General features: G+C 71.3%; 15 protein-coding genes. 8 read left to right on the forward strand and 7 right to left on the reverse strand.

The features are described from left to right. Positions 1-46 precede the first annotated feature (46 nt). The 4 genes from ubiM to ACESM1_RS05370 are packed head-to-tail and all read right to left on the reverse strand — an operon-like array spanning position 47 to position 4,045. Complete coding sequence (ubiM, locus tag ACESM1_RS05355) at positions 47-1,228, reverse strand: 5-demethoxyubiquinol-8 5-hydroxylase UbiM (RefSeq protein ID WP_372618426.1); 1,182 nt, start codon at positions 1,226-1,228, stop codon at positions 47-49. Positions 1,229-1,233: 5 nt separating this feature from the next. After that, entirely contained in the window at positions 1,234-2,478 is a 1,245-nt protein-coding gene (locus ACESM1_RS05360; RefSeq protein ID WP_372618428.1) for a CaiB/BaiF CoA transferase family protein, read from the reverse strand. Next, positions 2,475-3,224, reverse strand: a complete 750-nt coding sequence (locus tag ACESM1_RS05365; protein WP_372618430.1) for a CoA-transferase — start codon at positions 3,222-3,224, stop codon at positions 2,475-2,477. The genes ACESM1_RS05360 and ACESM1_RS05365 overlap by 4 nt, the downstream gene beginning before the upstream one ends. Beyond that, positions 3,221-4,045, reverse strand: coding sequence for a CoA transferase subunit A (locus tag ACESM1_RS05370; RefSeq protein ID WP_372618432.1), 825 nt, complete (start codon positions 4,043-4,045; stop codon positions 3,221-3,223). The genes ACESM1_RS05365 and ACESM1_RS05370 overlap by 4 nt, the downstream gene beginning before the upstream one ends. Before the next feature lie 112 nt (positions 4,046-4,157). Between ACESM1_RS05370 and ACESM1_RS05375 the strand changes: the two genes are divergently transcribed. The 5 genes from ACESM1_RS05375 to ACESM1_RS05395 all read left to right on the forward strand — a co-directional run bounded on the left by ACESM1_RS05375 (position 4,158) and on the right by ACESM1_RS05395 (position 6,839). Next, positions 4,158-4,394, forward strand: coding sequence for a hypothetical protein (locus ACESM1_RS05375; RefSeq protein ID WP_372618433.1), 237 nt, complete (start codon positions 4,158-4,160; stop codon positions 4,392-4,394). After that, positions 4,391-4,585: a hypothetical protein gene (locus ACESM1_RS05380; RefSeq protein ID WP_372618435.1), complete on the forward strand. Its 195-nt coding sequence runs from the start codon at positions 4,391-4,393 to the stop codon at positions 4,583-4,585. Before ACESM1_RS05375 ends, ACESM1_RS05380 begins: the two co-directional genes overlap by 4 nt. Continuing rightward, positions 4,582-5,178: a hypothetical protein gene (locus tag ACESM1_RS05385; RefSeq protein WP_372618437.1), complete on the forward strand. Its 597-nt coding sequence runs from the start codon at positions 4,582-4,584 to the stop codon at positions 5,176-5,178. Before ACESM1_RS05380 ends, ACESM1_RS05385 begins: the two co-directional genes overlap by 4 nt. After that, entirely contained in the window at positions 5,175-5,741 is a 567-nt protein-coding gene (locus ACESM1_RS05390; RefSeq protein WP_372618439.1) for a GNAT family N-acetyltransferase, read from the forward strand. The genes ACESM1_RS05385 and ACESM1_RS05390 overlap by 4 nt, the downstream gene beginning before the upstream one ends. Before the next feature lie 78 nt (positions 5,742-5,819). Further along, positions 5,820-6,839 carry a PEP-CTERM sorting domain-containing protein gene (locus ACESM1_RS05395; RefSeq protein ID WP_372618567.1) on the forward strand — a complete coding sequence of 340 codons (1,020 nt, stop codon included), beginning with the start codon at positions 5,820-5,822 and terminating at the stop codon, positions 6,837-6,839. 33 nt (positions 6,840-6,872) lie between these two features. Here the strand turns inward: ACESM1_RS05395 and ACESM1_RS05400 are convergent, their stop codons facing one another. After that, complete coding sequence (locus ACESM1_RS05400; protein WP_372618441.1) at positions 6,873-7,577, reverse strand: dienelactone hydrolase family protein; 705 nt, start codon at positions 7,575-7,577, stop codon at positions 6,873-6,875. A gap of 61 nt (positions 7,578-7,638) precedes the next feature. On the opposite strand from ACESM1_RS05400, the gene ACESM1_RS05405 reads away from it, so the two are divergent. Both ACESM1_RS05405 and ACESM1_RS05410 read left to right on the forward strand, forming a co-directional pair. Beyond that, entirely contained in the window at positions 7,639-8,349 is a 711-nt protein-coding gene (locus ACESM1_RS05405; protein WP_372618443.1) for a DUF3047 domain-containing protein, read from the forward strand. Positions 8,350-8,425: 76 nt separating this feature from the next. Beyond that, on the forward strand, positions 8,426-8,932 hold the full coding sequence (locus tag ACESM1_RS05410) for a flavin reductase (RefSeq protein ID WP_372618445.1): 507 nt from the start codon (positions 8,426-8,428) through the stop codon (positions 8,930-8,932). Positions 8,933-8,992: 60 nt separating this feature from the next. On the opposite strand, the gene ACESM1_RS05415 is transcribed toward ACESM1_RS05410, so the two are convergent. Then, the gene (locus ACESM1_RS05415) at positions 8,993-10,555 is read right to left on the reverse strand and encodes a sulfatase-like hydrolase/transferase (RefSeq protein ID WP_372618447.1); all 1,563 of its coding nucleotides are present in this window, start codon (positions 10,553-10,555) and stop codon (positions 8,993-8,995) included. Positions 10,556-10,682: 127 nt separating this feature from the next. Here ACESM1_RS05415 and ACESM1_RS05420 point away from each other — a divergent pair, with 127 nt between their 5' ends. Next, positions 10,683-11,642, forward strand: coding sequence for a Bug family tripartite tricarboxylate transporter substrate binding protein (locus ACESM1_RS05420; RefSeq protein WP_372618448.1), 960 nt, complete (start codon positions 10,683-10,685; stop codon positions 11,640-11,642). A 39-nt stretch (positions 11,643-11,681) separates the two neighbouring features. On the opposite strand, the gene ACESM1_RS05425 is transcribed toward ACESM1_RS05420, so the two are convergent. Beyond that, positions 11,682-12,803 carry a branched-chain amino acid ABC transporter substrate-binding protein gene (locus tag ACESM1_RS05425; protein ID WP_372618450.1) on the reverse strand — a complete coding sequence of 374 codons (1,122 nt, stop codon included), beginning with the start codon at positions 12,801-12,803 and terminating at the stop codon, positions 11,682-11,684. Positions 12,804-12,843 lie beyond the last annotated feature (40 nt).

Genomic DNA, 12,843 nt, shown 5'->3' on the forward strand with positions numbered 1-12,843 from the left:
CGGATCGCGCCAGCGCGCCATCCGACTGTTGCGCACCAAGGAGCCTTCAGGCCGCCGACGCCTCCATCAGCTGCGCCGTCACCAGCCGCCGTACCGGCGAGAGCGCAGCCCCCAGCCGCAGCACCGCCCCGCGCACCAGCCGCGCCGGCGCGCGGTCATCGGTGTAGAGGCCGGCGATCGCGTTGGTCGCGCTGAACAGCGGCCAAGTCGCGCGGCGATGCGCCATCTCGTAGCGCAGCAGTCCGCCCGGATCGGCGATGTCGCGGCCACGCGCCAGCGCCGCGCCGATCTCCGTCTCCAGCCGATGCGCGCCGGCCAGTCCGAAATTGAAGCCATGTGCGGTGACGGGATGCATCCCCACCGCCGCATCGCCGAGCAGCGCGAAGCGCGTGGCCACGAAGCGATGCGCATAGGTCGCCACGAGCGGATAGGCGTGCCGCGTGCCGATCAGCTGCATCGCACCCCAGCGCGCGGCGGTGCGCCGCGTGACGTCTGTGCTGAACGCCTCGGGCGACATCGCCATCAGCGCCTCGATCCGCTGCGCCGGCAGTGTCAGCACGATGGACGAGACGTCGCCCTGCAGGGGCAGCATCGCAACCGTCTGGCCGTGGCCGAACCACTCGGTGGCGATCCCCTCATGCGGCTTGTCGTGCGCCACGCGTGCCACCAGCATGGACTTGCCGAAGTCGCGCAGCGTCGCCGCGATACCCATCTGGCGCCGCGCCTCGGAGAAGCGGGTGTCGGCGGCCACCACCAGCCGCGCGCGGATCACGCGCCCATCCGCCAGACGCAGCGTGCCGCCGCGCGGCGCCGTCTCCACCGCCATCACCGCCACGCCGGCGAGGATCGTGGCACAATCCGCCGCCCGCACGGCGTCGAACAGCGCGCGGCGGATCAGGTGGTTCGGCACCAGCATGCCGAGCGGCTCGCCGCCCTGCCGCTCTGGTGCGAAGGTCAGCGCGAAAGGCGAGGCGCCGTCCAGCACGCGCGCCTCGTTGAGCGGCGCCATCGCATCGGCCGGGATGCGGTCCCACGCGTCCAGGTCGCGCATGAGCTTCTGCGAGCGATGCGTCAGCGCGATCTCCCGCCCGTCGAAGGCGGGCTCCGCAAGCGCCGCCTCCGGGCTGCGCTCCACCAGCAGCACGGAGAGCCCGCTTCCCGCCAGCCCGCGCGCGAAGGCGAGCCCCGCCGGGCCGGCGCCGATGACGGCGATGTCGGTCTCGATCACCCCGTTCAGCGCCGCTTCTCCACCACGATCCCCGTCGCGGCGAGTTCGGCGATCTCTGCCTCGCTGAAGCCGTGCGCGGCGAGGATCGCGGCGCCGTGCTCGTTGAAGCGCGGCGGCGCGGCGCGCGTCCCGCCGGGCGTGCGGCTCATCTTGATCGGCGTGCCGAGGCCACGATACCAGTCGAGCTCCGTCACCATCTGCCGATGCGCGGTGTGCGCGGCGGCCATCGTCTCGTCCACATGCAGCACGGGGCCGGCCGGCACGCCGCTGCGCAGCAGGCGATCGGTCAGCGCGTGGCCGTCCTCCTCGGCCAGCCGCGCATCGAGGATGGCGTCGAGCTCGGCGCGGTTGGTGACGCGCAGCGCATTGGTCAGGAAGCGCGGATCCTTCGGCAACTCCGACAGGCCAAGGAAGTCGCAGAAGCGGCGGAAGGTCGGCTCGTTGCCGACGGCGACGAAGATCTCGCAGGTCCGCGTGCGGTACTTCGAGTACGGGCTGATGTTCGGATGCGGGTTGCCCGTCGCCTTCGGCCGGCGGTCGTTCAGGAAGAAGTTAGCGGCCTGCGGATGCAGCAGCGCCATGCCGCAATCATGCAGCGTCATGTCGAGGAACTGGCCCTGGCCGCTGCGGGTGCGCTCCTGCAGCGCCATCAGGATGCCGATGCAGGAGTAGAGGCCGGTGGCGAGATCGACGATCGGCGTGCCCATCCGTAGCGGGCCGGTGCCGTCATTGCCGTTGATGGACATCAGCCCGACCATCGCCTGCAGCACCGCGTCGTAGCCCGGCAACGCGCCGAGCGGTCCATCGGCGCCGAAGCCGGAGACGCGGCAATGCACCAGGCGCGGGAAGCGCTGGCTCAGCACGTCGAAGCCGATGCCCCATTTCTCCATGCTGCCGGGCTTGTAGTTCTCCACCAGCACGTCCGCGCCTTCGAGCAGGCGCAGCAGCACGTCGCGGCCCTCGGGTTTCGAGAGATCGAGCGCGAGGCTGCGCTTGTTGCGGTTCACGCCGATGAAGTAGCTGGCATCCTCGTCATGGAAGGGCGGTCCCCAGTCGCGCACCTCGTCTCCCTGCGGCGGCTCCACCTTGATCACTTCCGCGCCGTGGTCCGAGAGGATCATCGTGCAATAGGGACCGCCGAGCACCCGCGTGAGGTCGATCACCTTCAACCCGGCCAGCGCGCCGGGAGAGAGTGCGAGGCCCCTTCCTTGTTCCCTTGGGCCCTCGGTGGTGGGAACCGCGTCGGTCATGCAGCCTGCTTCCTGTTGAACACACGCGAACAGAACTCGGGATAGGTTTCCAGCATCTCGTCGCAGACCGCGCCGCGCAGCAGGGCGAGCTCCGCCTCCGTGGGATCGGGCGTCGGCGGCACGTCGTCCGTCGCGTCGAAGGCGAAGCCTGTTTCCGCGCGGATGCTGTCCAGGCTCTCGCCGGGATGGATGCTCTCCAGTGAGAAGCGCGCGCGGTCCGGATGGAAGCGGAACACGCAGCGGCCGGTCACCAGCGCCTGCGCCGTGCCGCGGCGGAACACGCCGGGCGGCGACACGCCGGGTGCGGAGATCATGTCCACATTCTCCACCAGCACGCGGGGCGAATGCTCCTCGCGGAACAGGATCGTCCGCGGCGTCATGAAATACATGAAGGCGCTGCCGAAGCTGCCGGGGAAGCGCACGCCCGTTCCCGGCCATTCGCCGGTGCCGACCAGGTTTATGTTGGCCTGCCCGTCGATCTGCCCCCCGCCGAGGAAGAACAGGTCGATCCGGCCCTGACCTGTCAGGTCGAACAGCTCGCGCGAGCCCTCGGTGAAGGGGTTCCCCGATCGCTTGTGCAGCAGCGACAGCCGCACCGGGTTGCCCTGCTTGCGCACCAGCCAGCAGGCCGCGGCGGGGATCGGCGAGGCTGCGCCGACGGCGATGTGCCGCGCCGGCGGGGCGGTGGGGTCCAGGATCAGCCGCGCCAGCGTGGCGGCCAGGCGTTCCTCGGGCTTGATGCTCATTCGGCGGCCTGTGCGCGTGGCGAGAAGACGTGGCGGTCGAGATATTCGCGGAAGCCGGCTTCGGTCTTCGCGAGCTTCGCGTATTCGGCGACATGCGCGGCGTCGAAGCCGTATTCGTCGAGCAGCGCGACCGGCCAGGCGCCCCGCTCCGCCACCGCCACCGCTTCGATGTAGGTCGCGCTGATGCAGCCCGGAGCCAGGCTCTCATCCTCCAGCATGTTGCCCGGCACGATGCGCTCCACCGTGGCGAGCACGCGCCGCGACGCATGCGCGAGCGTCGCCAGCTCCCGCCGGCGGCCGACCCAGACATTGCCCTCCTCGTCGGCCATCACGCCGTGGATGGCGGCGATGTCGGGCGATCTTGCGGGCAGCAGCACGACAGGGTCGCCGCCATCCGCGAAGGGGTTGGGGATCACCTTCCAATCCGGCCGGTGCGCCAGGATGTCGCTGCCGATCAACCCGCGCAGCGGCATGAAGGGCACGCCCTTCTCCGCCGCCTGCAGCATGGTGTGGATGGCCGGGCAGGTGGCGTCCCGCACGGTGATCGCACCCGCCTTCAGCGCGGCGGTGAAGCGCGGCGCGAAGCCGGCCTCGCCGAGGCTCACCGCGCTGGTCTCCACCTCCGCCACGCAGCCGGCGCCGATCAGCAGGTCGGTCGCGAAGCCCGAGACCGGCACGCCGAGCAGCCGGAGGCGCCTCGCCCCTTTCCGCACCAGCGCGCGCGCCAGCGCCACCGAGGGCAGCGAATTGTCAGGCGGCAACGCCACCAGCGCGCCATCCGGCACGCTCGCGGCCATCGCCTCTAATGAGATCGGCGTCATGGCGGGCTCCTTCCCGGGGGCGGAACCTAGTCCGCCGGCCCGCAATCGCCAACCGGCGTGCGCCCGCGCCCGTCCGTGCTAGCCTGCGCACGAAGCGGAAGGAAGGACCTGCATGGCCAATCCACCCGGATCCGACCCGGCCCAGGAGATCGCCCGGCTGCGGGAGGAGGTCGCGGAACTGCGCGCCCGGATCGCCGCGCTGGAGGATTACGTCGGCCTGCACGGCCGCGAGGCCGCGGCACCGCCACCGATGGCCGCTCCGCCCGGCGACTTCGATCCGTTCGCGCCGTCCATCGAGCCTTCGGAGCCATGGGGGTTGAAGCCGCCGGGCGGCGGGTCGCAGCCTTGAGCGGCGCCACCTCGCCCGAAGGCGCCGACGCCCGCGCGGCCCGCCGGCGGCGGCGCGGCAAGCTCGTCGTGGCAGGCCTCGCCGCGATGCTGCTCGTGCTGGCCGTGGGCGCGGCCTGGTTTGGAGGCGCCCTGGTGCGGGATCCCACCTCGGGTGGCGCCACGCCGGCAGCAACGGAACGACGCCCATGAGCGCGACCGACCAGGGCCCCTGGCCCGACCGCGACATCGCGCTGCTGCAGGAGATCTACGAGCTCACCTGCACCTCGCGGATGAACGCGATCTACTACGCCAAGCGGCTCGCGGCGCTGCAGAAGGAATCCTTCTTCATGGAGGTGACCACCGCGGTCACCGCCAGCGGCTCGGGCGTTGCGGCGCTGACGCTGTGGAACCAGGGGGCGGGGCAGGTGGTCTGGCAGGGGCTGGCGCTGACCGCCGCGGTGGTCGCGGTGGTCAAGCCACTGCGCGCGCCGGGCAAGCGCATCGAGGTCTTCACCCGCCAGCAGCAGGGCTACCACGCCAACTTCTTCGCGTTGAAGAAGCTCGCCTTCGCGATCCGCCAGGGCGGCCAGGTCAGCGACGACCACCGCAAGGCGTTCGACACCATCTACGACCGCCACGTCCAGCTCAACACCGAGGACGAGACCACCCCCGACGACGATCTGCGGAGGGAGGCGCAGGAGGCGGTGCGCAAGGAGCTGCCCGCCGCCGGCTTCTGGTGGCCGCAGCCTCCCGCCCGGCCGGCCATCACCGATGCGCGCGCCGCGCTGGCGGAGGCCGAATGACCGAACCCGTCACCCTGCACGGCCCGCGCGTGACGCTCCGGCCCTGGCGCCTGCCGGAGGACCTCGACCCGCTCTTCGCCATCAACGGCGATCCGGCCGCGATGCGCTTCTTCCCGAATGTGCACGACCGCGCCGAGAGCGATGCATGGGGGCAGCGCATCGCCGCGGCCTTCGGCGATCGTGGCTACGGCTTCTGGGTGCTGGACCTGCCGGGCGAGGGCATGGTGGGCGTGGTCGGGCTGCAGCCGGTGTTCTTCGAGGCTCCGTTCACGCCTGCGGTCGAGATCGGCTGGCGCATCGCGACCCGGATGCAGCGCCGCGGCCTGGCGGAGGAGGCGGCGCGGATCGCGCTGGCGCATGGCTTCGGCCCGGCCGGGCTCGAGCGCATCGTCGCCTTCACCCCGCCGGCCAACGAGCCCTCCTGGCGGCTGATGGAGAAGCTCGGCATGCACCGTCAGGGCAGCTTCGGGCATCCGCGCCTGCCCGATGGGCATGCGCTGAAGACCCACCTGCTCTATGCGCTGGATCGCGCCGGCTGGATCGCCGACCGGCTCGGCGGCTGAGCCGCATCAGGTCATCCGATCTACTTTGTAAGAGAGCCCGACATCACCGATGCGCGGGCGGATCGGGCATGCTTGACGGTGACCATGACAGGCGTCGCGAGCATGTGGGATTTCGACCCTAAATTGCGCAATCGCGAGTTGCCGCGACATGAACCTCTGAGCTTCGAGGGGCGCCCTGTTCGGCAGGGCCGCGGCGGATTTCAGGATCGCGACGTGTGTCGGAAAATTTGGCGATACATTCCTGAAGATTGTGAGGAATCCAGCAAAGACAGCCGCTTGGGCAGCTGGCATCGCTCTTGCAGCGCTTCGCTTCGAAAGCGGCAATATCCGCCTCCGCTCCGGTCGCGCTTCGCCGGCATCAGCCTGATGAGGTTCTGCTCCATGCGTGCCAATCGTCCCGCCCTCGCCCTGGCGGTCGCCGCCGGTCTGCTGCTGGCGGCGCCCGCGGCGGAAGCGTCCTTCGTGCAGGTGCGCGACGGCAATGGCGGCAACGTCTTCAACGGCGGCCCCGGTTCGGTGAACCTGACCATCAACGTGGATGGCAGCAACCTCGCCGTCGCCGCCGGTGCCTTCGCCCTGCAGTATCGCCTCGGCGCCTCCGATCCCTGGACCGATTTCGTCACCTACTGCCTGGAGGCGGACGAGTTCCTCGGCATCTCGGGCGCCACGCCGGTGAGCGGCACCTTCGCTCCCGACATCTCGGCCACCGCCGAATACGCTTCCAGCGCCGACAGCCTGATGCGGCTCTACGCGACCTGGTTCGCGGATTCACTCACCAGCGCGACGAAGAGCGCCGCCTTCCAGGTCGCGACCTGGGAACTGACCACGGATACCGCCGTCAATCTCGGCGCCGGCGACTTCAAGCTCGTCATCACCGGCGCCGTTGCGACGCAGGCCGGCATCTATCTGAACAGCGCCAACTGGGACGATCCCGCCGATGTCGGCGTGATCCTGCGCGTCGGCAACCAGGACCTGCTGCTTAGCGCGGAAATCCCGACCGTCGATCAGGCGATCCCGGAGCCCGGTACCCTGACGCTGCTGGGCCTCGGCCTTGCCGGCCTCGCCGCCGCCCGGCGCCGCCGGCACCCGGCGCGCTGAAGCAAGGTCGCCCGGGCGCTTCCGGACGACGGATCAGAGGCCGAGGCACCGGACCAGCAACGCCTCGGTCCGCGCATGCGCCACCGCCGCCGCGCGGGCATCGAAGCTGCGCGCGCCGGCGCGGGCGAAGGCGTGGCCGGCGGCCGGATGCACCAGGATCTCGGCCAGCGGCGCATCCTGCAATGCCGCGATGATCCGCCGCTGCGCCGCCGGCGGCACGAACCGGTCGCGCCCCGCGATGTGCAGCAGTAGCGGCGCGCGCAGGCCGCGCAACTCCTCCAGCATCCCCTCGATGCCGACGCCATAGTAGGAGACATGGCAGTCGGCGTCGGAGCGCACGGCCAGCCGCGCCGCCAGCCGCCCGCCCAGGCAGAAGCCGACACTGCCCACCCGCCCGTTGCCGCCCGGCAGGGTGCGGGCAAAGGCCAGCGCGGCCAGCAGGTCCGCCACCGCCGCCGCCTCGTCCAGGCCGCGCAGCAGGGCGAAGGCGCGCTCCCAGGCGGGCGGGCCCGCATCGGGGTCGAGCGCCACGCCCTCCGCCTGGCGCCACCAGAGGTCCGGCACCAGCGCGACATGGCCGAGTGCGGCGATCCAACGCGCCAGCGCCTGCATGTTGCGGTTGAGCCCGAAGATCTCGTGCAGCAGGACCACGACGCCCGCCGGCGCGCGGGCCGGCCGTTCCAGCCAGGCCGGCATCGCCCCGCCGCCCGGGACCGGGATGGTCAGGCTTTCACCCATGATCGTTCTTCATCCGATGCCCCGCTTGCCAGCTGCGTTGTGTTACGCATTTATTGACGCCATGCGACGCGCTCCCCCCGCCGTCGTCGTCGTCACGCTGGCGCCGCTCCTCGGCGGCGCCGCGCAGCCCGCCCGTACGCCACCCGAACTCGATGCCATGGGCTGGCGCAAGGCCGAATGGACGGGGATCCGGCCGGCCGAGTTCCAGGCCACGCCCTCCGGCGGGGTTCGGATCAGTGCGCAGGGGCAGGGCAGTTTCATCGCGCGGCCGCTGCAGGGGGCGCCGGCCTGCCTCGCCTGGCGCTGGCGCGTGGATGCCGGGCCACCGGCCACCGACCTGACGCGGCGCGGTGGCGACGACCGCGCGATCGCCATCCAGATCGGCTTTGCCGGCTTCGGGCCCCAGGCGGGCTTCACCACCCGCGCGCAGCATGCGGTGGCGCAGGCCTCGGTGGGCGAGCTGAAGCTGCCGCGGAGCCTGCTCGCCTATGTCTGGGGCGGCACCGGGCAGGAGGGGCGGGGGCGGCCGAGCGGCTTCTTCTCCAGCCCGTGGACGCCGGGAATCAGCATGATCCGCGTGCTCCGCCCCGCCGAGTCGCCGCGGGGGCAGTGGATGGAGGAGCGGGTGGACCTCGGCGCCGACTGGCGCGCCGCGTTCGGCGCGTCGGAGGTCCCGCCGGTGCTGGAGCTCATCATTTCCGCCGATGTGGAGGATACCGGCGCGCGGCTTGACGCGCAGGTCGAGGGCATCCGCCTGGTGCCCTGCCGCTGAAGCCGCCGGCGCGCGGCTTTGCAAGCGCTGCCCTGCGCCCCATCTTCGACATGTGACGAGAGAGCAGCCCCCCGGCATGACGGTGACCCGCGAGGAATTCCGCGACGCGATGGCGCGGCTCGGCGCGGCGGTGAACATCGTCACCACGGATGGTGCGGCCGGCCGCGCCGGCTTCACGGCCAGTGCCGTCTGCTCGGTCACCGACGATCCGCCGACGCTGCTGGTCTGCCTGAACCGGTCGAGCCGCAACAACGCGCTGTTCAAGGCGAATGGCGTGCTATGCGTGAACACCCTGGCATCCGACCGCCAGGCGCTGTCGGATGCCTTCGCCGGCAAGGGCGGGCTGGAAGCGGAAGGCCGTTTCGCGCTCGCCCATTGGAGCAGCCTCGCCACGGGCGCGCCGGTGCTGGAGGACGCGGCCGTGGTCGCCTTCGACTGCCGCATCACCGAGGTGCTGGAGAAGGGCACGCACAGCGTGCTGTTCGCCGAGATCGCCGCGATCCGCCAGGGGGCCGCGGGCGGCGCGCTGATCTGGTACGGGCGCGACTACCACCCGGTTGGACACGCGGCGGACGCCGCTTAGAGCAGATCGCCGAAGGGCGGAATCGCCCGAAGGCGTGAATCTGCTCTACATGCGCTCCAGCTACCACTCCCCATAGAACACCCCGGCCGCCTTGTGGCGGTCGGTCCGCAGCTCGGCTTCCGCCCAGCTCAGCGTGGTGCGGCGCTTCAGGCCGCAGAACCACGCCAGCAGCCTCTCCCGCATCGCCTCGCGCACGCCCTCATGCGCGGGATCGGCGCCGAGGTCGTGGAACTCGTCGGGATCGGCGGCAAGGTCGAACAGCTGCGGCCGGTAGCCGCTGCTCCAATGGACGTATTTCCAGCGCGCATCGCGCACCATCCAGGCGCCGTGCTGGCCGGTGGGATGGCCGAGCCGGCGGCGGGCGCCGCGGAAGGTCCAGTCGAGCTCGGAGAACACCGCGTCGCGCCACGCGCCGGCCGCCCCGCGCGTGAGGTTCAGCAGCGAGCGGCCTTCCACCACATGCTCCGCCGGATCGAGGCCGAGCCCGTCGAGGATGGTCGGCACCACGTCGATGGCCTCGACGAAGCGCGCATCCGCGGTGCCGCGCGTCGCATCCGCCGCCGGCGAAGGATCGTAGAGCAGGAAGGGCACGCGCTGGATGCAGTCGTGGAACAGCTCCTTCTCGCCGAGCCAGTGGTCGCCGAGATAGTCGCCATGGTCGGAGCAGAACACCACCAGCGTGTCCTTCCACCGGCCGAGCTTCTCCATCGCCTCCCACACACGGCCGAGATGGTGGTCGAGCTGGCCGATCAGCCCCTGATAGGCAGGGCGGACGGTGCGGATGCAGGCATCGTCCTGGAAGGCGCGCGCGACCTCCTCGTCCTGGAAGGCGCGCATGACGGGATGCGCGGCGTCGCTGCGTTCGGCCGGATGGCGCGCGACCGGCAGGCACTGATTCTCGGAATAGGCGGCGTGCCAGGGTGCCGGCGCGATGTAGGGCCAGTGCGGCTTCACATAGGAGAGGTGCAGCACCCAGGGCTCGTCGCCCTGGCGCCGCATGAAATCCAGAGCGACATCGGTGGTGTAGGCGGTCTCGCTGTGCTGCTCCTTCACCCGCGCGGGCAGGCGGGCGTTGCGCATCTTCCAGCCGTTCAGCACGCGGCCCTGATCGTCCTCCACGCCGATGACGTAGTCGGTCCAGGGATCCTCGCTGTCGTAGCCCTGCGCGCGCAGCCAATGGGCATAGGCGCTGTCGGGCTCGGCGTGATGGCCGTCATGGCGGTCCACCAGCGTGAACCAGCCCTCGTTGAGCAGCGCGGCCAGGTCGTGCTGGCCATCCAGCTGCAACCGCTTCATCCCGCGCGCATCGGGCAGCACATGCGTCTTGCCGGCCAGCGCCAGCTTCCGTCCGGCCTCGCGCAGATGCCAGCCGAGCGTCACCTCGCCGACGGAAAGCGGCACGCGGTTGTGGGTGGCGCCGTGGGAGGCGACGTAGCGGCCGGTGTAGTAGCTCATCCGCGAGGGCCCGCAGATGCCGGATTGCACATAGGCCTGGGTGAACCGCACGCCCTTCGCCGCCAGCGCATCGAGGTTGGGCGTGCGCAGGAAGGGATGGCCCGAGCAGCCCATGTGGTCCCAGCGCAGCTGGTCGCACATGATGAACAGCACGTTGCGAATGGTCATCGTCCCGGCGCGCTCCCTGCCCGGCCCAGCCTAGCTCGCCGCGCATCGGGCGCCATCCCGCCGCAAAGGGTTGTTCCCGCCCGCCGCCATCGGCAGTCTGGCCCCAACGAACCGAGGGAGGATCACCATGGCCGCCACGCGCCGCGCCCTGCTCGCCGCCGCCACCCTGCTTGCCGCGCCGCCCGTCGCGCGGGCGCAGGATGTCATGCGCATCGTCGCCACCTTCCCGCCCGGCGCGGCGCTCGACGGCATCGCGCGCCTGCTGGCGGAGGCGGCGCCGAACCACGGCCTCGGCAACGCCATCGTGGACAACCGGCCCGGTGCCAACGGCAACATCGCCGCCGCGCAGGTGGCGCGCGCACAGCCCGATGGGCGCACCATGCTGTTCTCGATCGACAACACCTTCACGGTGAACCCGTTTCTCTACCGCAGCCTCGGCTTCGACCCCGCGGCGCTGGAGCCGCTGGCGGTGGCGGGCACCTATCCCGTGGTGCTGCTGGTGCATCCCTCGAGCGGCATCACTGACCTGGCGGGCTTCATCGCCGCCGCGCGGCGCCAGCCGCTGCTCTATGCCTCAGCCGGCAACGGCTCGCCGGGGCATCTGGCGATGGCGCATCTCGGCGATGCGGTCGGCCTGCCGCGCGGCGCGCTGGAGCACGTCTCCTTCCGCGGCAATGCGGAGGCAATCCGCGAGTTGGTGGCCGGCCGCGTGCAGGCCGGCTTCATCGCGATCTCGGGTGGCGCCGCCCTGGTGCGCGACGGGCAGTTGCGCGCCATCGCCATCTCCGGGCCGACGCCCATCGCCTCGATGCCCGGCGTGCAGCCGGTGGCCGCGCAGGGCCATCCCGGCTTCGACGTCCGCTTCGCCTATCTGCTGATGGCGCCGCGCGGCGTCCCGCCGGCGGTGAAGCGCAACGCAGCCGCGCTGGTGGCTGCCGTCTTTGCGCAACCCACGACGCTGCAGCGCCTGGCCAACTGGTCCGTCACGCCCGAGCATGGCGGCGCGGCGGAAGCCGCCACCTGGATCGCCACTGCCAGCCGCCGCTGGCAGCAGGTGGTGCAGGCCAGCGGCATGCGCGTGGAATAGGCGCGAAGGGGGCGGCCCGGAGGCCGCCCCCGTCGCCGGTCACATCTCCGCGTAGCTGCCGTTGCGCCAGACGTAGAAGACGTAGTCCGGCACCGTCACGTCGCCCTTCGGCGTGAAGGAGATGTCGCCCAGCACCGAGGGCCAGGGCCCGCCGGACTTCAGCGCGGTGGCGATGCGGCGCGGATCGGTGGCGTTGTTCCGCTTCGCCGCCTCGGCCCAGATCTGGATCGCGGCGTAGGTGTAGAGGACGTAGCCCTCCGGATCGATGTTCTTCGCCCGGAAGCGCTGCACCACCTCGGCCGCGGTCGCGCGCTTGCGCGGGTCGGAGCTGAAGGTCATCAGCGTGCCCTCGCCGGCGCCGCCGGTGATCTGCCAGAACTCGTTGGTCACCAGCGCGTCGCCGCCGATCAGGGTGATGTTCATCCCCCGCTCCTTGGCCTGGCGCAGGATCAGCCCCGATTCCGTGTGGTAGCCGCCGACATAGACCACGCCGACATTGGCCGCCTGCAGGCGGGAGACGATGGCCGAATAATCGCGCTCGCCCGGGTTGTAGGCGCTGAACAGCGCCTCCTGCACGCCGGCGGCGTTCAGCGCCTTCTTGGTCTCCTCCGCCAGGCCGCGGCCATAGGCGGAGTTGTCGTGCAGGATGGCGATCGGCCGGTTGGCCATGTTCTGCGCCATGTAGCGGCCGGCCACCTGGCCCTGCTGGTCGTCACGGCCGCAGACGCGGAAGGTGTTCCACTTGCCCTGCTCGGTGAAGGCCGGGTTGGTGGAGGCGGGGCTGATCTGCAGCACGCCTTCCTCGGCATAGACATCCCGCGCCGGGATCGAGCTGCCGGAGCAGAAATGCCCCGCCATCAACGCGATCCGGCGACCCGAGAGCTGGTTCGCCACGCTCACCGCCTGGCGCGGGTCGCAGGCGTCGTCGCCCACTTCCAGCGCGAGCTGCCGGCCGAGCACGCCGCCGGCGGCGTTGAGGTCCGCCACCACCTGCTCCGCCCCGGCGCGCATCTGGCCGCCGAAGGCTGCGTACTGGCCGGTCATCGGCCCCGCGGTGGCGATGCGGATCGGCCCGCTCTGCGCCGCCGCACCCCCGCCGCCCACACCCACAAGCGCCGGCGCCGCCAGGCCGCCAAGCACCACCGTCCTCCGCTTCAGCATCCGTCCCGTCTCCCTCTTCTTCGGCATGCGTGCCGTGCCG

The sequence above is a fragment of the Falsiroseomonas sp. genome, from assembly GCF_041690465.1.
GTDB lineage: Bacteria > Pseudomonadota > Alphaproteobacteria > Acetobacterales > Acetobacteraceae > Falsiroseomonas.